Consider the following 20743-nt stretch of genomic DNA (forward strand, 5'->3'; position numbering starts at 1 on the left):
AATTGCTAAGAAGGAAAGAGTGCCTGATTCCTGCTTCGTGTTCGTGCTACGAAGCGGGAGGGCTTATGTGAGGAATACATGACGAAATCGCGTCAGGCCGACGACTATAACGCACCGCTTGTGGATCGTGGGGGGCGTTCTGGCACGGTCTTGCGCATTCTTCTGCTGGCGCTCGTGCTGATCGCGGCGGCCGGCGCCTTCGTCTTCTTCAAAAAGTCGCTCGACAATGAGGTGGTGCTTGGCGGTCTCGGCGTGCTCGCCATGGTCGGCATCTTCTTCCTGGTGTCTTCGGTCATCGGCTTCATCGAGGTGATGCCGCAGCACCAGTCCGACAGCCTGGCGCGCGCCTTCCTCAACAGTCATCCCGACGGTACGCTGATCACCGACGAAAAAGGCCGGATCATCTATGCCAATGCCGCTTATGGCGCGCTGACCGGCGCGCGCAAAGCGACCGAGGTGCAGACGCTGGAAACGCTGCTGTCGCGCCATCGCGAATCCAACGAGGCGCTCTACAGGCTGGTTAACGGCCTGCGCGAAGGCAAGGAAGGCCGGGAGGAATTTCGCCTGCTGCGCGCCGTCGGGCCTGGCAGCAACAGCTCCGGCGCGCATTGGTACCGGCTGAAGGCGCGGCTGCTGCAGCCGGAGGAAAACGGCGGCAAGCCGCTGCAGATCTGGCAGATCACCGACATCACCACGGAGCGCGACGACCAGGAGCGCTTCTTCAAGGAATTGCAGAACGCGATCGACTATCTCGACCATGCGCCGGCCGGCTTCTTTTCCGCCGGCAGGAAGGGCGAGATCTTCTACCTGAATGCGACGCTTGCCGAATGGCTGGGCCTCGACCTCACCAAGTTTGTGCCGGGCTCGATGACGATCGGCGAGGTCGTGGCGGGCGAGGGACTGGCGCTGATCCAGTCGGTGCAGGCCGAACCGGGCCTGAAGAAGACCGTGACGCTCGATCTCGACCTGCGCAAGAGCAACGGCCAGAGCCTGCCGGTGCAGATCATCCACAGCGTTACGTCGATGCGCGACGGCGCACCCGGCGAAAGCCGGACGATCGTGCTGGCGCGTGAAAAGAGCGATGCCGGCGGCCAGTCCGCTTCGGCCGCCGCCATGCGCTTCACCCGCTTCTTCAACAATACGCCGATGGCGATCGCCTCGGTCGACGGCAACGGGCGCATCCTGCGGACCAACGCGCCGTTCCTGAAGATGTTCTCCGGCGTCGTCTCGCGCGACGACCTCGAAAAGGCGCCGCATCTCGAAACCATCGTGCAGGAGAGCGACCGGCCACAGCTGGCCGCGGCGCTGGCGGCGGCCAAAGACCGCCAGGGCGACATCGCGCCCCTCGACACCCGCACACCGACCGACGAGGCGCGCTATTTCCGCTTCTATGTCAATGCCGTCATCGACCAGAGCGACGAGGCGCCAGAGGAGGCGGCGATCGTCTATGCCGTCGAGGTGACAGAGCAGAAGGCGCTGGAGGCGCAGATGGCGCAGACGCAGAAGATGAATGCCGTGGGAACGCTCGCCGGCGGCATCGCGCATGATTTCAACAACGTGCTGACGGCGATCCTGCTTTCCTCCGACCATCTGCTGCTGCAGGCGCGGCCGGCCGATGCCAGCTTCGCCGACCTGATAGAGATCAAGCGCAACGCCAACCGCGCCGCCGTGCTGGTGCGCCAGCTGCTCGCCTTCTCGCGCAAGCAGACGATGCGGCCCTCGGTGCTGAACCTCACCGATGTCGTCGGCGACCTGCGCATGCTGGTCGATCGGCTGCTTTCCGGCACCAATGTCAAGCTCGACGTGCAATATGGCCGCGACCTCTGGCCTGTGAAAACAGACCTTTCGCAGTTCGAGCAGGTGCTGATCAATCTCTGCGTCAATGCGCGCGACGCGATGCCCGAGGGTGGCACGCTGACATTGCGCACCCGCAATCTGACCGCTGCCGAGGTCTCTGCCTTCAATTACTCCTACATGCCGGCCGAGGACATGGTGCTGGTCGAAGTCGCCGATAACGGCACCGGTATCGCACCGGAGATCATGGACAAGATCTTCGAGCCGTTCTTCACTACCAAGGATGTCGGCAAGGGCACCGGTCTTGGCCTCGCCATGGTCTACGGCATCGTCAAACAGTCGGGCGGCTACATCCAGCCGGAATCCGAAGTCGGCAAGGGCACGACCTTCCGCGTCTTCCTGCCGCGCCACATTCCGGAGCCGGCGGTGGCCGCCGAAGCAGGTTCGATCGACGGCGCCATCGCCAGGGCCGAAGTGGTGCCGCTGCCGGTATCGCCGCAGCAGCCGGAGGACCTGACGGGATCGGCCGTCATCCTTCTCGTCGAGGACGAGGAGGCGGTGCGCCGCGGCGGCAAGCGCATGCTGGAAACGCGCGGCTACACCGTGCACGAGGCGGGCTCGGGCGTCGAGGCGCTGGCCATCTTGGAAGAACTCGACGGCAAGGTCGATATCGTCGTTTCCGACGTCGTGATGCCCGAAATGGACGGGCCGACGCTGTTGCGCGAGCTGCGCAAGACCTATCCCGACATGAAGTTCATCTTCGTCTCGGGTTATGCCGAAGATGCCTTTGCCCGCAACCTGCCGCCGGAGGCGAAGTTCGGCTTCCTGCCGAAGCCTTTCTCGCTGAAGCAGCTTGCTGTTGTGGTGAAGGAGACGTTGGACGGGTGAGGAGGTTTGACGGAGAGGTCGTGCCGTGTTGGCCCCCCTCTGCCCTGCCGGGCATCTCCCCCACAGGTGGGGAGATCACAAGGGGCGAACGCTTCCCATCACATCAACGCTTCACCGAGTTGAAAGGGACATTTGTTCAGAAAGCCGGTGGCTCCAGCCAATCTCCCCACCTGTGGGGGAGATGGCCGGCAGGCCAGAGGGGGCTTGCTCGGCATAACCGGCAGCCCGTAGCTCTCATTCACCCAGCGCCACCGCAATCTCAGCAGCAAGCCGCGCGTTGTTTTCGACGAGCGCGATGTTGGTCTTCAGGCTCTGGCCGTCCGTCAGGTCGAAGATGGTCGACAGAAGATAGGGTGTTACCGCCTTGCCGGTGACTTCGTCGCGTTCGGCGCTGTCGAGCGCCCGCTCGATATAGATTTCCATCTCTTCGCGCGCGATCTCGTCGGCCTCGGGCACGGGGTTGGCGACGAGCATGCCGCCGTCGATGCCGAGTTGTTCGCGCACCGTCTGGAAGTTGGCGATGGCGGCCGGGCTGTTCAGCGACAGCGGGCTGTGGATGCCCGAGGAGCGCGACCAGAAGGCGGGGAAATCCTCGCTCTCATAGGTGACGACAGGCACGCCGCGAGTTTCCAGCACTTCCAGCGTCTTCGGAATGTCGAGGATCGCCTTGGCGCCGGCGCAGACGACGATGACGCCGGTGCGAGCGAGTTCCTCGAGATCGGCTGATATATCGAAGCTTTCTTCGGCACCGCGATGCACGCCGCCGATGCCGCCTGTGGCAAAGACACGGATGCCGGCGCGCGCCGCCGCGATCATCGTGGCCGCGACCGTGGTGGCGCCGGTGCGGCGCTCGGCGATGGCGAAGGCGAGATCGGCGCGCGACACCTTCATCACTTCGGTCGCCTTGGCGAGTTGCTCCAGTTCCGCGGCTTCAAGACCAATATGCAGCGTGCCGTGAATGACGGCGATCGTTGCCGGCACTGCACCCTGTTCGCGGATGATCGCCTCGACGCTGCGGGCCATCTCGATATTGCCGGGATAGGGCATGCCGTGGGTGATAATGGTCGATTCCAGCGCCACCAGCGGTGCGCCGCGCTGCTTGGCGCTGGCGACTTCCTTCGAATAGGCGATCGGCAGAAGAGGGGAGATGGGCTTGGTCATGGTCTTGTCCTGTGATCGACAGAGCATGATGCCGAAGTGACGACATCATGCTCAACTATTTAATCAGCCGCTTCAATGCAGAATTCTGACCTGGGGAACAAGGGCAAGCGCCTCATTCAGCAGATCGGGCGTCAGATTTTCGTTGACGGCGTGCCGCGACTGCACGGTCAGTATGGCGGCCGCAGTGCCGTGGCGGACGGCCTCTTCGAGCGAAAGGCCTGATATCAATGCGGCGAGTGTGCCGGCCGCAAGAGAATCGCCGGCACCCGTAACATCGGCGACGGTGTCGGCGATCGGTGGCTGCAGCGTCATGGCGCGGCCCTCGCAAAGCGCGACGAGCTCGCGCCGGCCGCGGGTGACGACGGCATTCCTGATGCCAATTTCATTCAGCAACGGCGGCCAGCCCGCAGCCTCTTCCGGCCGCTCGCCGGTAAGGGCGGCAGCTTCAGCCTCATTCAGGAACAGGTAGTCGATATCCCCGATGCAGGGTTTCAGCCTGACGACCTTGGCCGGCGAGATGGCGATTGCCGCAACAGGCTTGGCGAGGGAATGCGCCTTTGCGACGATCGCCGCGATCGTCTCTTCCGGCAGGTTGGCATCGAAGAGGATGAAATCGTGGGCGGCAAAGGCCTCCCGCACCCAGCGGATGGACAGACGCCGCGGCACGAAGAAGCGGTAGAGATCCATGTCGGCAAGGGCGATCACCAGATTGCCGTCCTTCTCGATGATCGCCGTGTAGCTCGGCGTCTTGCGGTCGAGGAAGACGAAGGGCCGGTCGTCGATGCCGGCGAAATCGGCAGCTTCTCCGACCGTCTCGCCCATCGGATCGCCGCCGCGCGGCGAGATCATCGTCACCTGAAAACCGAGCCTTGCCAGGTTGCGCGCCGCATTGAAGCCACCGCCGCCCGGCTCCTCGAACCATGCGCCGGGATTGCTGGCGCCAGGCGCCGTCTCGCCGGAGATGCGGCCGCGCCGGTCGATATGGGCGCCGCCGAGAACAAGAATCTTTTTCTTCATCCGATCCGCTCTCCCGATGCCCGAAGGACGAATCGATACGGTGCGCCCTGACGCGGCGGAGTCGGCACTTTTGGCCTAAGCCGTTGCTTTTTATTGATAAAACAAATGCAGAACACGTGTCGTTTTACCTTTTTCTTTCAACTGTTTGATCGCCTATTGCGAGAATGGAACAAATAGGGTACAAACTCGACATTGCTTGAGCGGCTTCAATAACCTAAAGGTGGATCGGATGTCTCAGAATTCATTGCGGCTGGTAGAGGACAAATCGGTGGACAAAAGCAAGGCGCTTGAAGCGGCACTCTCACAGATAGAGCGGTCGTTCGGCAAGGGCTCGATCATGAAACTCGGCTCCAACGAGAATGTTGTCGAGATCGAGACGATCTCGACCGGCTCGCTTGGTCTCGATATTGCACTCGGCGTTGGTGGCCTGCCGAGGGGCCGCATCATCGAAATCTACGGGCCGGAAAGCTCCGGTAAGACCACGCTTGCATTGCAGACGATTGCCGAAGCGCAGAAGAAGGGCGGCATCTGCGCCTTCGTCGATGCTGAACATGCGCTCGATCCCGTCTATGCCCGCAAGCTTGGCGTCGACCTGCAGAACCTTCTGATCTCGCAGCCCGATACCGGCGAGCAGGCGCTTGAAATCACCGATACGCTGGTGCGCTCCGGCGCCGTCGACGTTCTCGTCGTCGACTCGGTCGCCGCACTGACGCCGCGTGCCGAAATCGAAGGCGAGATGGGCGATAGCCTTCCCGGCCTGCAGGCGCGACTGATGAGCCAGGCGCTGCGCAAGCTCACCGCTTCGATCTCCAAGTCGAACACCATGGTTATCTTCATCAACCAGATCCGCATGAAGATCGGCGTTATGTTCGGTTCGCCGGAAACGACGACGGGCGGCAATGCGCTGAAGTTCTATGCCTCCGTGCGCCTCGACATCCGCCGCATCGGCGCGGTCAAGGAGCGCGAAGAGGTGATCGGCAACCAGACCCGCGTCAAGGTCGTCAAGAACAAGATGGCGCCGCCCTTCAAGCAGGTCGAGTTCGACATCATGTATGGCGAAGGTGTTTCCAAGACCGGCGAACTGGTCGATCTCGGTGTCAAGGCCGGCATCGTCGAGAAATCTGGCGCCTGGTTCTCCTATAACAGCCAGCGTCTCGGCCAGGGCCGTGAAAACGCCAAGACTTTCCTGCGCGACAATCCGGATCTCGCCCGCGAGATCGAACTGTCGCTGCGCCAGAATGCCGGCCTGATCGCCGACCGCTTCCTGCAGAACGGCGGACCGGACCCCGATGACGGCGATGGCGATGCCACTGCGGAAATGTAATTTTCGCGCCTAAACTCATCGGACAGTTCCAACCGGCCGCATTCCTGATGAGAATGCGGCCGGTTTTGTTTGTCTGCTGGACAGCGGCGGGGGTGAACGTTAAAAGCCGATGAATTTAAATTACCTGCCTCCGGCAGCATTGAAGGGCATAGCATGAGCGGTGTGAACGATATCCGGTCGACCTTCCTCGACTATTTCAAGAAGAACGGCCATGAGATCGTTCCGTCGAGCCCGCTCGTGCCGCGCAACGACCCGACGCTGATGTTCACCAATGCCGGCATGGTGCAGTTCAAGAACGTCTTCACCGGCCTCGAAAAGCGTCCCTATTCGACGGCGACGTCTTCGCAGAAATGCGTGCGAGCCGGCGGCAAGCACAACGACCTCGACAATGTCGGTTATACTGCACGCCACCTGACCTTCTTCGAGATGCTCGGCAACTTCTCCTTCGGCGACTATTTCAAGGAGAATGCGATCGAGCTTGCCTGGAAGCTCGTCACCGAAGGCTTCGACCTTCCGAAGAACCGCCTGCTGGTGACCGTCTATTCCGAGGACGAAGAAGCTGCGACGCTGTGGAAGAAGATCGCCGGCTTTTCCGACGACAAGATCATCCGCATCCCGACCTCAGACAATTTCTGGCAGATGGGCGATACCGGCCCCTGCGGCCCGTGCTCGGAAATCTTCATCGACCAGGGTGAGAATGTCTGGGGCGGCCCTCCGGGCTCGCCGGAGGAAGATGGCGACCGGTTCCTGGAATTCTGGAACCTCGTCTTCATGCAGTTCGAGCAGACTGCACCCGGCGAGCGCTCGCCGCTGCCGCGTCCGTCGATCGATACCGGCATGGGCCTGGAGCGCATGGCCGCCGTTCTGCAGGGCGTTCAGAGCGTATTCGACACCGATCTCTTCCGCACGCTGATCGGCACCATCGAGGACACGATGGGCGTCAAGGCGGAAGGCAGCGCCAGCCACCGCGTCATCGCCGACCATCTGCGCTCCTCGGCCTTCCTGATCGCTGACGGCGTGCTTCCGTCGAATGAGGGCCGCGGTTATGTGCTGCGCCGCATCATGCGCCGCGCCATGCGCCATGCACAGCTGCTCGGCGCCAAGGAACCGCTGGTCTACAAGTTGCTGCCGACGCTGGTGCAGCAGATGGGCCGCGCCTATCCGGAACTGGTGCGCGCCGAGGCGCTGATCTCGGAAACGCTGAAGCTGGAGGAAAACCGCTTCCGCAAGACGTTGGAACGAGGCCTGTCGCTTCTGTCGGACGCGACGACGGATCTTTCCAAGGGCGATATGCTGGATGGTGAGACCGCCTTCAAGCTCTACGACACCTACGGCTTCCCGCTCGATCTGACGCAGGATGCACTGCGTGCCCGTGAGATCGGTGTCGACATCTCCGGCTTCACCGATGCGATGCAGCGCCAGAAGGCCGAAGCCCGCTCGCACTGGGCGGGTTCCGGCGAGAAGGCAACGGAAACCGTCTGGTTCGAGCTTCGGGAAAAACACGGCGCCACCGAATTCCTCGGATACGATACCGAGACGGCCGAGGGTGTCGTGCAGGCAATCGTCAAGGACGGCGCTGTCGCTGCCGAGGCGTCGGCCGGCGACAAGGTGCAGATCGTCGTCAGCCAGACGCCGTTCTACGGCGAATCCGGCGGCCAGATGGGCGATACCGGCGTGATCTCGTCCGACCACGGCAAGATCGAGATTTCAGATACGCAGAAGAGGGGCGAAGGTCTGTTCGTGCATCAGGGTACCGTCGTCGACGGCGTGTTCAAGGATGGCGATGCGGTCGTGCTGACCGTCGATCATGCCCGCCGGTCGCGCCTGCGCGCCAACCATTCGGCGACGCACCTGCTGCACGAGGCGCTGCGCGAAGTGCTCGGCACCCATGTCGCCCAGAAAGGTTCGCTGGTGGCGCCCGAGCGCCTGCGTTTCGACGTTTCGCATCCGAAGCCGATGTCGGCCGAGGAGCTGAAGGTTGTCGAGGATATGGCGAACGAGATCGTGCTGCAGAATTCGCCGGTTACCACCAGGCTGATGAGCGTCGACGATGCGATCGCCGAAGGCGCGATGGCGCTGTTCGGCGAGAAATACGGCGATGAAGTCCGCGTCGTGGCGATGGGCGAGGGCGTGCGCGGTGCCAAGGCCGGCAAGCCTTATTCGATCGAACTCTGCGGCGGCACGCATGTCGTGGCCACCGGCCAGATCGGCCTGATCCGCGTTCTCGGCGAAAGCGCCGTCGGAGCCGGCGTTCGCCGCATCGAGGCCGTCACCGGCGAATCGGCGCGCGAATATCTCGCCGAACAGGACGAACGCGTAAAGACGCTTGCCGCCTCGCTGAAGGTGCAGCCGGCCGAAGTGCTGTCGCGTGTCGAAGCGCTGATGGACGAGCGCCGCAAGCTCGAAAAGGAACTGGCTGACGCCAAGCGCAAACTCGCCATGGGTGGCGGGCAGGGCAGCTCGGTCGATGCCGTGCGCGAAGTCGCCGGCGTCAAGTTCCTCGGCAAGGCGATTTCGGGCGTCGATCCCAAGGATTTGAAGGGGCTTGCCGATGACGGTAAGACCAGCATCGGGTCGGGCGTCGTTGCCCTCGTCGGCGTGTCCGACGACGGCAAGGCAAGTGCTGTGGTGGCGGTGACACCGGATCTCGTGCAGCGCTATAGCGCCGTCGATCTCGTCCGCATCGCATCTGCCGCCCTTGGCGGCAAGGGCGGCGGCGGCCGCCCCGATATGGCGCAGGCTGGCGGCCCCGACGGATCGAAGGCCGATGAAGCGATCGAGGCGGTTGCCGTAGCACTTGCCGGCTGAACTGCCGCCTGACAACAGTTTGAAATTCAAACCGGCTGCGAGATCATGGATTTCGCAGCCGGTTTTGTTTTCAGCGGCCGTGGTCCCTCGATGTTCAGTTTCGCGGCTGCAACGCCAGGCGGCAGGCGAGCCCGGTGAAGACCGTTGCCAGAATGTATTGCGGTAACTTCGGGAAATGGCTCGCCGACTGGAGTCTCGAACGGATCGTGCTTCCGAGGAAAATCACGGCGCCATTCACGACGAGTCCAATGCCGTTCAGGATGCTTGCAAGTATCAGCATCTGCATCGTCAGCGATCCGGCTGATGCATTCACGAATTGCGGAAAGAGCGCCATGACGAAGAGCGCCATCTTCGGATTGAGCAGATTGGTGGCGAGGCCCGCAAAGAAGATACGCCGGCCCGACAGCCGCTTGAGCGTCGATGCCGGCTGAAAAGCGGCGCCTTCCGAGCGGACCGTCTTGTAGGCGAGATAGAGAAGATAGCAACAGCCGGCCCAGCGTACTGTTTCATAGGCGGCAGGCACGGTCATGAAGAGCTGTGACAGCCCAAAGGCTGCGGCAAGGGCGTGGCAATAGGTCCCGAGCGCGATGCCGGCATAGGTCAGGAAACCGGCAGCGCGTCCCTGGCTGATGCTGCGGGAGGCGATCAGCAGCATGTCGGGGCCGGGCGTGGCCGTCAGCACCAGCGCTGCGGCGGCAAAGAGCATTAATGTTGAAAAATCCGGCATCTATCATTCCTTTTGGGTTCGAGCCGGAATTCCGGTCTACGCAGGATTCGCCGAAGGTTCAAGTCCGCAGGATTTGTCAAATCGGGTTATGGTTCTCTCAAGCCGATCGATTTGCACGAGGTTCCACATGAATGGCGAAACGGCATGGGCACTTTATGAAAACCGTCTAAGACGGGTTTCAGCCTATATTCACGACCACTTGGACGAGGAGCTGGATATGGAGCGCCTTGCCGAGATCGCCTGTATGTCGAGCTATCACTGGCACAGGATTTACCGGGCGATTTACGGCGAGACGCTGGCGGCCACCGTCAAGCGGCTCAGGCTGCATCACGCGGCGGGCGAGATCGTCCGCACGGAACTTGCCGTCAGTGAAATTGCGAAGCGATCAGGCTATCCCAATCTCCAATCCTTCAATCGTATTTTCAAGTCGGTCTACGGCATGCCGCCGGCCCGCTACCGGAAAGAGGGAAGCCACACAGCCTATAAGCCCTCACCTGACGGAAAGACCAAAGTCATGTTAGACGTTACTATACGTGAGATCGCGCCGATCGAGCTGATCGGCGTTGCCCATACCGGTTCCTACATGCAGATTGACAAGGCCTTCGAGACGCTGTTCGGCACGCTTTACGCCCGCGGCCTCGCCAAACCCGACATGCGGATGATTGGCGTCTATCTCGACGATCCCGACATTGTGCCGGAGGAAAAGCTGCGCTCGATCGCCTGCGTCACCGGCGCTTCCGACGTGCCGGCCAATGCGCCGTTCGAGCGGCGCACGATCGACGGCGGCGATTATGCCGTGCTGCGCCACAAGGGTCCCTATGCCAATATGCCGAAGTCCTATCAATGGCTCTTTGCCGAATGGCTGCCGAAATCCGGCCGGCAGTTGAAGGACAGGGTTATGTTCGAGGAATATCTCAACAATCCACGCGAGGTGCCGCCGACCGAGCTTCTGACGGATATTCACATGCCGCTCGTCTGACGCCGTCGATCGGGGGGCGCGTCGGATCCGCCGCGCCTTCGAGACTTAGGCGGCCTGCATGGTCTTGACGGCTTCGTCATCAAGGGCGTTGGCCCGTTTGTAGGCCTCACGCTCGCTGATGCGGCCGACATAATCGACGAAGGCCTGGCGTCTTTCGATGCCGCCAAATCCGAGGCCCCAGCCGACATGGGAGCCGACATAGACGTCGGCGGCGGTGAAGCGCTCGCCGGCGATGTAGGTCGAAGCGGAGACGGCTTTCTCGAGTGTGTTCATGACGTCGCCGAAACCGCCGCAACCGGCCATGCGCAGGCGCTCCTTCGGAATTTCGAAGCCGAGGGTCTTCATCGTCACCGCCGACTCGAGAGGACCGGCGGCAAAAAACATCCAGCGATAATAGCGGGCGCGCTCTTCCGGTCTCGGCGCCAGCGCCTTGTCAGGAAAGGTCTCGGCGAGATAGGCGCAGATCGCCGCGCATTCGGTGACGACGGTGTCGCCGTGGCGGATCGCCGGCACCTTGCCCATCGGGTTGACCGAGAGATATTCGGGCGCCTTCATCGTCTCGCCGAAGGTCAGGTATTCGGTGCGGTAGGGCTGGCCGATCTCCTCCAGCATCCAGCGCGCAATGCGGCCGCGCGACATCGGGTTCGTATAGAATACCAGTTCCTCGGTCATGAAATCCTCCTCGTGTTGCCGTTATTTGGTCCCACGGAATCAATAGCGCAGCGATGGCCGCCTGCAAGTCCCGACCGTTAGAGCGCCTTGCGATATTGGATGAAGCCGGAGCGCTCGGCGATCCTGTCGTAGAGCCGCCGCGCCGTTGCATTCGTTTCGTGCGTCATCCAATAGAGCCTGCCTGCGCCGTTGGCGCGGGCGAGGTCGGCGACTGCCTCGATCAAAGCGGCACCGGTACCCAGCCCGCGCTGGCTGTTTTCGACATAGAGATCCTGCAGATAGCAGGTCCATTGCGGCAGCCAGCAGGAGCGGTGAAAGACGGCATGGACGATGCCGACGAGACGGCCATCTTCGTCAAAGGCGCCGAGCGCGTGCATCGGTTCGTCAGGATCGTGGAAGCGAGCCCAGGTGAGAGCCGTGGTTTCGGGCGGGATGACCACTTCGTAGAAGCGCTGATAGGCCTCCCATAGGCGTTCCCAAACGGCGCGGTCCGAGGGTTCAAGCGGTCGCAGGATGGCCGTCATCGGTTCATTCTCCCAAAATGAAAACGGCGGGGAAATCCCCGCCGTTTCGATGTTATCTTGGAAAGGCCGGCTTACGCCATGGCCTTCTGCAGGTTCTCGTCGATCTTGTCGAGGAAAGCTGTGGTGGAGAGCCACGGCTGATCGGGTCCGATCAACAGCGCCAGGTCCTTGGTCATGAAACCGGATTCGACGGTGTCGACGCAGACCTTTTCGAGCGTTGCGGCGAAGCGGGCAAGCTCGGCATTGTCGTCGAGCTTGGCGCGATGCGCCAGGCCGCGCGTCCAGGCGAAGATCGAGGCGATCGAGTTCGTCGAGGTTTCCTGACCCTTCTGATGCTGGCGGTAGTGGCGGGTGACCGTGCCGTGGGCGGCTTCGGCTTCGACTGTCTTGCCGTCGGGCGTGAGCAGAACCGAGGTCATCAGGCCAAGAGAGCCGAAGCCCTGGGCAACGGTATCGGACTGGACGTCGCCGTCATAGTTCTTGCAGGCCCAGACATAGCCGCCCGACCACTTCAGCGCCGAGGCGACCATGTCGTCAATCAGGCGGTGTTCGTAGGTGATGCCGACTTCCTTGAACTGATCCTTGAATTCGGTCTGGTACACCTCTTCGAAGATGTCCTTGAAGCGACCGTCATAGGCCTTGAGGATGGTGTTCTTGGTCGATAGGTAAACCGGCCACTTACGCATCAGGCCGTACATCATCGATGCGCGGGCGAATTCGCGGATCGACTCGTCGAGATTGTACATGGCCATGGCAACGCCCGAGCCGGGGGCATCGAAGACGTCCTTCTCGATAACCGTGCCGTCTTCGCCGACGAACTTGATCGTCAGCTTGCCCTTGCCGGGGAAGCGGAAGTCGGTAGCACGGTACTGGTCGCCGAAGGCATGACGGCCGACAACGATCGGCTTGGTCCAGCCGGGAACGAGGCGCGGCACGTTCTGGCAAATGATCGGCTCGCGGAAGATGACACCGCCGAGAATGTTGCGGATCGTGCCGTTCGGGCTCTTCCACATCTGCTTGAGATTGAATTCCTTGACGCGATCTTCGTCCGGCGTGATCGTCGCGCACTTGATGCCGACGCCGTACTTCTTGATGGCGTTGGCGGCGTCGACGGTGACCTTGTCGTTGGTGGCGTCGCGGTTTTCGACGGAGAGGTCGAAATAGTCGATGTCGAGGTCAAGATACGGATGGATCAGCTTGTCCTTGATGAGCTGCCAGATGATGCGCGTCATTTCATCGCCGTCGAGATCGGCGACGGGATTGGCGACCTTGATCTTGTTCATGTATCTGCCTCGTTCGAGCTTCAATGGGGACCGGCGTCCCGGGTGGGTGATGTGATGAGGAGCGCTATAGCATTGTGATCAGGGAACGCAAAGCTGCAAGGGGCTCGACAATGCGTTTTTGCCGCCATTGCCAAGTGCTGGAATTTAGCTAGTGTCCGCCTCGATCTGCCGCTCCGGACATTCGACCATGAAGATAATCGCCGTTGTTATCGCAAGCCTTATCGCCTTTTCGGGCACCAGCCATGCCGGCGACACCATCGCTCCCGTGAAGGAGATCATGGATGCGACCAGGAGCAATTGGGCCGACAATAACAGCGATTGGACCGACATTTTCGATGCGAGCCGGCTCGACCATCTCTACAGCCGGGATTTCGTCGCGAGATACCAGGCGGCGGCGCAGTTTCCCGCCGTCGACGACGACGGCATTTCGCCTTTCGACTACGATGTCATCGTCAACGGCCAGGATGCCTGCCCGCTGGAGGATCTGACGATGGCGGCAGCGCCTGTGGTCGACGGCGTGGCCGAGGTGACGGTGCGCTTCCGAAAATCCGCCTGCTCGGACGCGCCTGACGCCAAGGATTATACGACTGTTCGTTTCCTAGTGGTCGAAGAGGGCGGCAAAACCGTTATCGACGATATCGTTACCGAGAATATCGAAACGCAGGCGCGCTATTCCCTGAAGGCGACGATGGCGCTGATTGCCAAGGGCCAATAGGCGCGCGACATTCAAGAGCATCGGGATTCGATCTCGGGCGGTTTGATTTCCGCTCTTGCGGCGGTATCTGTCGATCTGGGCAGCATGAGGGGCTCTTGCACTTGTTTTCCGGTTTTCAGTTCCGCGACTGGCTGCTTGCCAACGATCCGGCGCTTTCGCGCCTGCGCATGGCTTCACGGGTGACGCTGACGATCGTCCTTTCCTTCGCCATCCTGTTCGCCATCCAGATGTTGATCGTGCCGCTGCCGACGGCGGCCTTCGGTCTCGGCATCGTGCTGTCGATCGAGGGCGGGGTGGCGGTGCGCGACAAGGGCAATTCGCGCCAGCTGGTGACGCGGCTTTTCGGCTGTGTCGCGAGCCTTGCCGTCGTCGCCATTGCGGCGGGGCTCGAGGATCGCCGATTTCTCTCCGATCTCGTCTTCCTGGTGGTGATCGCGCTCGCATCGGTCGGGCGGGTGTTCGGGCCGCGCGGCTTTGCGATCGGCATGTTCGCCTTCACCTCCTATTTCATGGGGTCTTATTTCCGGCCTTCCCTTGCCGAGCTGCCGGCGGTGGCGATCGGCCCCGTCGTGGCGGTGCTGGTCGGCCATGCGGTGAGAGCCGTGCTCCTGCCGGACAACTGGCGGCGCGACCTGCTGCGCTCGCTCGAAAGCGTGCGCGGCCGGATCAACCAGATCCTCTTCAAGCTCGCCACCCTTGCCGGCAGCGGTCATATCGGCGAGGCCGACCGGCAGGAGCTGCGCCAGCTGGAAGACCGGCTGAAGGAAGTGGTGCTGATGGCCGAGACTTTCATTCCACGCCCGCCGGCCGGCGTCTTCGACGGTGCTTCCGATCCCGCCGCGGAATTGGCGATTCGGCTCTTCGATGCGCATCTCGCTGCCGAAAGCGCGATCGTGGTGAGCTTCCAGAGCCTGCCGCCCTTTGCGCTCGTCCATGCCGTGATCGAGGCCGACAAGGCGGAGCTCGCCACCTATGAGGGGATGGCCGAAGCCATCAAGGACGAGCCGCAAGGCGAAACCGTGCGGGCGCTGCTCTGGCTCGGCGAGGCGCGGCAGCAATTGACGCAGGCGATCGGCGAGGGGCAGGCTTCCGGCTTTGCCGGCATCGATGCCGTCAAGGACACGGCGCAGCCTGAGAGGATCGACTTTTCATTCGCCAATCCGCTGCTGCGCTCGGCGCTGCAGATCACGCTCGCCTCGGCGCTCGCCATGGGCTTCGGCCTGCTCTTGTCGCGCGAGCGCTGGTTCTGGGCGGTGCTTGCCGCCTTCCTTGTCTTCACCAACACCAATTCGCGCGGTGACACGGCGATGAAGGCGTTGTCGCGCTCGCTCGGCACGGTGTTCGGGATCGCCATCGGCCTCGTGCTGGCGACGCTGATTTCGGGTGAGCCTGTCATCGCCATTCCGGTCGCCGGCATCTGCATCTTCCTCGCCTTCTATTTCCTGCAGGTCTCCTATGCGACGATGACCTTCTTCATCTCGATCGTGCTCTGCCTGGTCTACGGCATGACCGGGGTGCTGACGCTTGATCTCCTGCAACTGCGCATCGGGGAGACCTTGATCGGCGCGGTGGCCGGAACGGCGGTTGCCTTCCTGGTCTTTCCGGCACGCACGCGCGGCGCGCTGGATGCGGCACTCGCCCGCTGGTTTCAGGCGCTGGACGAGTTGTTGAGCGCGATCGGCAAAGGCAAGAGCGGTTTTGCGCTGATTGCGCTGTCGCAAAAGATCGATGCCTGCTACCGCGACGTGACGGTGGCGGCGCGGCCGCTCGGCTCGTCCTGGTCGGTGGTGACGCGGCCCGGCCAGATCCGCCAGACGCTGGCGATCTTCCTCTCCTGCACCTACTGGGCGCGCATCCTGGCGAAGAGCTACGCAGCATCGGCCGAGGCCGACGAGCTGAAGAGGCTGATCGCGTCGGATCTGGCGCTGATGAAGGATGCGGCTCCGCGCGGCTCGACCTGTTTCTTCATCGAGCGCAAGGCGTCGCGGACGACAGGGCGGCACCTGCCGCTGTCGCGCGAGGGCGCCAGACTCGGGCTCGAAATGATCGGTTCGGCACTGGAAAGGCTCTATCCGCAGGCTGATGTCTTGCCGTTTGCGCCGGGCGAGGTTATTGCGCGCTCGAAACAGGGATAGAACGATGGCAGGCACGAACAGCGAGCGTCAACTTCTGGCCGAAGGGCCGGCCATCATTCTGGTCGAGCCGCAGATGGGCGAGAATATCGGCATGGTGGCGCGCGCCATGGCGAATTTCGGCCTTGCTGAATTGCGCCTCGTCAATCCGCGCGACGGCTGGCCGAACGAGAAAGCCCTGGCGACTGCCTCCAAGGCTGACCACGTGATCGAGGCGACCAAGGTCTACGACACGTTGGAACAGGCGGTCGCCGATCTTAATTTCGTCTATGCGACGACGGCGCGCGAGCGCGATGGCTATAAGCCGGTGCGCTCGCCGGTCATTGCCGCCGAAACGCTGCGGGCGAGGTTTCGCGCCGGCGAGGGCACCGGCATCCTCTTCGGGCGCGAGCGCTGGGGGCTGACCAACGAGGAGGTGGCGCTTGCCGACGAGATCGTCACCTTTCCCGTCAATCCGGCCTTTGCTTCGCTGAACATCGCCCAGGCAGTGCTGCTGATGTCATATGAGTGGATGAAATCCGGCATGGAGGATCTCGGCGCCGTGCCCTTCCAGGCGATGGGGCAAACACCTTCGACCAAGGATCAGCTGTTCGGCCTGTTCGACCAGCTGGAAGAGGCGCTCGATGCGCGCGGTTATTTCCATCCTGCCGGGAAAAAGCCGAAAATGGTCGACAATCTGCGCGCTGTCTTATCCCGCCGGGCCTTCACGGAGCAGGAAATCAGCGTGTTGCGCGGCGTTATCTCTTCCCTCGACCGCTTCTCGCGCAAGAGCCCGCGCGGCGGCCGGTTCCCGACAGCGGCCAAGGAAACACCGCCCGATGACAGCGCTGACGCATGAGCTGAAACCCGTCCTCGTCTTCGATTCCGGCATCGGCGGGCTGACCGTTTTGCGCGAGGCGCGCGTGCTGATGCCGGAGCGCGGCTTCATCTATGTCGCCGACGATGCCGGCTTTCCCTATGGCGGATGGGAAGAGCAGGCGCTGAAGGAGCGTGTGATCGGGCTCTTCGGCCGGCTGCTCGAGGAGCACGACCCCGAGGTCTGTATCATCGCCTGCAACACCGCCTTCACGCTTGTTGGTGCCGATCTGCGCGCCGCCTTTCCGCAGATGACCTTCGTCGGCACGGTGCCGGCTATCAAGCCTGCCGCCGAGCGTACGCGCTCCGGCCTCGTTTCGGTGCTTGCCACCCCCGGTACGGTCAAGCGCGCCTATACGCGCGATCTCATTCAGTCCTTCGCGCAACAATGTCATGTGCGGCTCGTCGGCTCGGAAAACCTGGCGCGCATGGCGGAGGTCTATATTCGCGGTGATGCCGTCTCCGACGACGCCGTGCTTGCCGAAATCGACCAATGCTTCGTCGAGAAGGACAGTCAGAGGACCGATATCGTCGTGCTCGCCTGCACGCATTATCCCTTCATGGCCAATTTATTCCGTAGACTGGCGCCCTGGCCGGTGGACTGGCTGGATCCGGCAGAAGCCATTGCCCGGCGGGCGCGCACACTCGTTCCGCAGATCGCCGATGCCGTTCACCCCGACAATTTCGACTTTGCCGTCTTTACATCCGGCAATCCCGACTTTGCGACGCGCCGACTGATGCAGGGTTTCGGTCTCAGCACGCGATAAGGCACTGCGCGCTTTATTTCACTGATGTCATCGCGCAAGATCTCCGCGGGGAATCGCGGGCGGGTGCTTACCGTTCAAGACATAAAGGGATGCGTCGTGCCGCTGCAAAGACTTGTCATGCTGATCTTCTTTCTGCAGCCGATAGCCTTTGGCGCCTGGTTACCGCGCATTCCTGATATCCAGGCGAAGCTTGAACTCGGCACCGCCGATCTCGCCGTCGCACTTCTGGGATTGCCGATCGGCACGCTGATCACCCTGCCGTTTGCCGGCCGCCTCGTCTCGCGCATCGGCGGGCGCATGGCGATCATCTATGGTTTCATCTTCTTTCTTGCCGTGGTTTCGCTTCCAGCCTTCGCGCCCAGCGCCATGCTTCTATTCTTCGCCTTGATTGTCGTTGGGATCGCGCTTTCGACGGTGGAACTCGGCATGAATGTCGAGGCCGATGTGACGGAGAAGGCGACGGGGCTGATCATCATGAGCCGCTGCCACGGCTTCTGGAGCTTCGGCATCATGGTCGGCAGCCTGATCGGCGTTGGTGCCATAGCCATCGGGCTTTCGCCGCACTGGTCGATCCTGATCACGGCGATCATCATCCTGCCGGCTGCGCTGATTGCCAGCCTGCGCCTGCCGAAATTGCCGGAAAGTCACCATGCGGAGAATTCGCAGGCAATGACCGGATTCAAGCTGCCCAGTCTTGCTCTGCTCGGGATCTGCGCCTTCGTCTTCGGCGTGACGATGACTGAAGGTGCGATCGCCGATTGGTCGGCGGTCTACCTCCGCGATGTCATGAATGCAGAAGGTGCGCAAACCGGCCTCGGTTATTCGGTTTTCGCTTTCATGGTTGCGGCGGGGCGCTTCAGCGGTGATTACATGAAAAGCCGTTTCGGCGCGGTTGCCATTGCCCGTGGCTGCGGCATCGCCTCGCTTGCCGGCATGCTCGTCGTTCTCCTTGCACCGGCGACGCCGCTTGCGCTACTCGGCTTTGCCGCAGTCGGTGTCGGCGTCTCGGTCGGGTTTCCGCTTGCGGTGACGGCCGTCGCTTCGCTGACTGACCGCCCGCCCGCTTCAAGTGTTGCGACGCTCTCCTTCGCAGCCCTGACCGGTTTTCTCATCGGGCCGCCGATCATCGGCTTTCTGGGCGAACTCCTGGGCTTGCGCGCGGGGCTTGCGGTCTTGCTGGTACCGCTTTTCGTCAGCCTGCTCTGCACACGTTTGCTAATTCCGACGCAGAAGGACATGGCGGGGGACCTCGTCGAGCGCGAGGCGGTGTGAAGCCTTATTGCCCAGGGCTGGCTTTCCTGTGGGTTCTTAAAGGTTTGACGACAACGGTGCCTGCGAATCTGCTAGAGCATGATGCCGAAAAGTGTGCGTGGTTTTCGGACGACATCATGCTCTATTTCTTTGATGTAGATCAGGAAACAGATTTTAGGCCGACCGGGCCTAAAATCATCCTGATCTAGAGACGGGCCGGGAATTTGTAAGGGGAATTGGACGTGCAGGTTGGCATCGATATGGGACTGGCGTCCGGCGCTCCGGCGACGCTCGATATCGAGGAGCTGCTGGCGACACGTCTGCTCGTTCAGGGCAATTCCGGCTCCGGCAAATCGCATCTTCTCCGCCGTCTGCTCGAGCAATCGGCGCAATGGGTGCAGCAGGTCATCATCGATCCCGAGGGTGATTTCGTCACCCTCAGCGACAGGTTCGGCCACGTCGTCGTCGACGGTGAACGCACAGAGGCGGAGTTGGCGGGCATTGCCAACCGCATCCGCCAGCATCGCGTTTCCTGCGTGCTGACGCTCGAAGGCCTCGATCTCGACGACCAGATGCGCGCCGCCGCCGCCTTTCTCAACGGCATGTTCGATGCCGATCGCGAATACTGGTATCCGGTTCTCGTCGTGGTCGACGAGGCGCAGATGTTTGCCCCGTCGGTCGGTGGCGATGTCTCGGAAGATGCGCGCAAGATGTCGCTCGGCGCGATGACCAACCTGATGTGCCGCGGCCGCAAGCGCGGTCTTGCCGGCGTGATCGCAACGCAGCGGCTTGCCAAGCTTGCAAAGAACGTGGCGGCCGAGGCCTCGAACTTCCTGATGGGCCGCACCTTTCTCGATATCGACATGGCGCGTGCTGCCGACCTGCTCGGCATGGACCGGCGCCAGGCCGAGATGTTCCGCGATCTGAAGCGCGGCAATTTCGTTGCTCTCGGACCGGCGCTGTCGCGTCGGCCGCTGCCGATCCAGATCGGCGCGGTGGAGACCTCGGCGCGCTCTTCCAGCCCGAAGCTGATGCCGCTGCCGGATGCGCCGCAAGATGTCGAAGACCTGATCTTCACGCCCGATCCGGAGGAATTCCAGAGGCCGCTGGTGCGCCGCGCCCCGCCGGCGCCGCGGCCGACGACCGATATTCTGGCCGAACTCTCGCGCTCGACGCCGGCGGCATCGGCCGTACCTGCCGAGACGAGGGCGAGCCAGATGGAAGTCTCCGCCGAGGAGCGGGAGGAGCGCCTTGCCGGCGTGCTTGCCGAAATCCTCGACGATCCCACCTCCGCCTTCCGTACCGATTCGGTGCTCTACCAGGATTTTCTCGTCCGGCTGCGCATGCGCCGGGTGCCGGGACCGCCGATCGCGCTGCCGGATTTCCGCCGGCGCGTGGCGATCTCGCGCTCCGGCGTCGATGCGGCAACGGCCGCGACCGATGCCTGGGCCACGGCGCTGTCGCTGTCTTCAAGTGTCACCGACGACCTGCAGGGCGTCTTCCTGATGCTCGCCAAGGCCGCCGTCTGCGGCGAGCCGTGCCCGTCGGACGCCCGCATCGCCCGCGCCTATGGCACCCATTCCGCCCGCCGCGCGCGGCGCCTGCTTGGCTATTTCGAGGAGCAGGGCATCATCGTCGTGCACGCCGATTTTTCCGGCAAGCGTATCGTTGCTTTCCCTGATATGGACTGCCAGACGGCGCCGGGCGACGCCAACGCACCTGATGCTGGCGGGGACCAACGGCTGGCGGCGGAATAGTGGTGCTTTCGAGCTTTGCCGCTGTTGACAATTTCATGACGGCCCTCTAAAGACCGCCGCAAGCACCGGGCAGCAATGCCCGGTGTTTC

The 20743-nt window shown here is 62.4% G+C and carries 16 protein-coding genes; 10 read left to right on the forward strand and 6 right to left on the reverse strand.

The genetic code is table 11. The features are described 5' to 3' along the window. Positions 1-78: 78 nt before the first annotated feature. Positions 79-2682, forward strand: coding sequence for a PAS domain-containing sensor histidine kinase (locus G9X67_RS11460; protein WP_171598713.1), 2604 nt, complete (start codon positions 79-81; stop codon positions 2680-2682). 234 nt (positions 2683-2916) lie between these two features. Here G9X67_RS11460 and G9X67_RS11465 read toward each other — a convergent pair whose 3' ends face one another. Together G9X67_RS11465 and G9X67_RS11470 are read right to left on the reverse strand one after the other, a co-directional pair. After that, positions 2917-3843 (reverse strand): pseudouridine-5'-phosphate glycosidase, encoded by a 927-nt coding sequence (locus G9X67_RS11465; protein ID WP_138329296.1) that lies wholly within the window; start codon positions 3841-3843, stop codon positions 2917-2919. 72 nt (positions 3844-3915) lie between these two features. Continuing rightward, positions 3916-4860 (reverse strand): carbohydrate kinase family protein, encoded by a 945-nt coding sequence (locus tag G9X67_RS11470; RefSeq protein ID WP_171598714.1) that lies wholly within the window; start codon positions 4858-4860, stop codon positions 3916-3918. A gap of 229 nt (positions 4861-5089) precedes the next feature. Here G9X67_RS11470 and recA point away from each other — a divergent pair, with 229 nt between their 5' ends. Further along, positions 5090-6184: a recombinase RecA gene (recA, locus tag G9X67_RS11475; protein WP_003540131.1), complete on the forward strand. Its 1095-nt coding sequence runs from the start codon at positions 5090-5092 to the stop codon at positions 6182-6184. A gap of 153 nt (positions 6185-6337) precedes the next feature. After that, positions 6338-8992, forward strand: coding sequence for an alanine--tRNA ligase (gene alaS, locus G9X67_RS11480; protein WP_171598715.1), 2655 nt, complete (start codon positions 6338-6340; stop codon positions 8990-8992). 94 nt (positions 8993-9086) lie between these two features. On the opposite strand, the gene G9X67_RS11485 is transcribed toward alaS, so the two are convergent. Beyond that, positions 9087-9719, reverse strand: a complete 633-nt coding sequence (locus G9X67_RS11485) for a LysE family translocator (protein ID WP_246697883.1) — start codon at positions 9717-9719, stop codon at positions 9087-9089. 127 nt (positions 9720-9846) lie between these two features. Between G9X67_RS11485 and G9X67_RS11490 the strand changes: the two genes are divergently transcribed. Further along, the gene (locus G9X67_RS11490; protein WP_171598716.1) at positions 9847-10698 is read left to right on the forward strand and encodes an AraC family transcriptional regulator; all 852 of its coding nucleotides are present in this window, start codon (positions 9847-9849) and stop codon (positions 10696-10698) included. 45 nt (positions 10699-10743) lie between these two features. Here G9X67_RS11490 and G9X67_RS11495 read toward each other — a convergent pair whose 3' ends face one another. From G9X67_RS11495 to G9X67_RS11505, 3 genes are all read right to left on the reverse strand, one after another. Further along, positions 10744-11370, reverse strand: coding sequence for a glutathione S-transferase family protein (locus G9X67_RS11495; protein WP_138329301.1), 627 nt, complete (start codon positions 11368-11370; stop codon positions 10744-10746). A 77-nt stretch (positions 11371-11447) separates the two neighbouring features. After that, complete coding sequence (locus G9X67_RS11500; RefSeq protein WP_138389063.1) at positions 11448-11894, reverse strand: GNAT family N-acetyltransferase; 447 nt, start codon at positions 11892-11894, stop codon at positions 11448-11450. A 71-nt stretch (positions 11895-11965) separates the two neighbouring features. After that, complete coding sequence (locus G9X67_RS11505; protein ID WP_138389064.1) at positions 11966-13177, reverse strand: NADP-dependent isocitrate dehydrogenase; 1212 nt, start codon at positions 13175-13177, stop codon at positions 11966-11968. Positions 13178-13364: 187 nt separating this feature from the next. Here G9X67_RS11505 and G9X67_RS11510 point away from each other — a divergent pair, with 187 nt between their 5' ends. The 6 genes from G9X67_RS11510 to G9X67_RS11535 all read left to right on the forward strand — a co-directional run bounded on the left by G9X67_RS11510 (position 13365) and on the right by G9X67_RS11535 (position 20654). Further along, positions 13365-13892, forward strand: coding sequence for a hypothetical protein (locus G9X67_RS11510; protein WP_138389065.1), 528 nt, complete (start codon positions 13365-13367; stop codon positions 13890-13892). Positions 13893-13987: 95 nt separating this feature from the next. Next, a complete protein-coding gene (locus tag G9X67_RS11515) occupies positions 13988-16027 on the forward strand; it encodes an FUSC family protein (protein WP_171598717.1) in 2040 nt (679 codons plus the stop codon). Between the two features lie 4 nt (positions 16028-16031). Next, positions 16032-16862: an RNA methyltransferase gene (locus G9X67_RS11520; protein ID WP_012757650.1), complete on the forward strand. Its 831-nt coding sequence runs from the start codon at positions 16032-16034 to the stop codon at positions 16860-16862. Next, positions 16843-17646 carry a glutamate racemase gene (gene murI / locus G9X67_RS11525; RefSeq protein ID WP_171598718.1) on the forward strand — a complete coding sequence of 268 codons (804 nt, stop codon included), beginning with the start codon at positions 16843-16845 and terminating at the stop codon, positions 17644-17646. Before G9X67_RS11520 ends, murI begins: the two co-directional genes overlap by 20 nt. A gap of 24 nt (positions 17647-17670) precedes the next feature. After that, a complete protein-coding gene (locus G9X67_RS11530) occupies positions 17671-18918 on the forward strand; it encodes an MFS transporter (protein WP_171598719.1) in 1248 nt (415 codons plus the stop codon). A 221-nt stretch (positions 18919-19139) separates the two neighbouring features. Next, positions 19140-20654, forward strand: coding sequence for a DUF87 domain-containing protein (locus G9X67_RS11535; RefSeq protein WP_171598720.1), 1515 nt, complete (start codon positions 19140-19142; stop codon positions 20652-20654). Positions 20655-20743 lie beyond the last annotated feature (89 nt).

Origin of the sequence: Rhizobium sp. WYCCWR 11152 (assembly GCF_013087615.1) — a bacterium.
GTDB classification, from domain to species: Bacteria; Pseudomonadota; Alphaproteobacteria; order Rhizobiales; family Rhizobiaceae; genus Rhizobium; species Rhizobium indicum.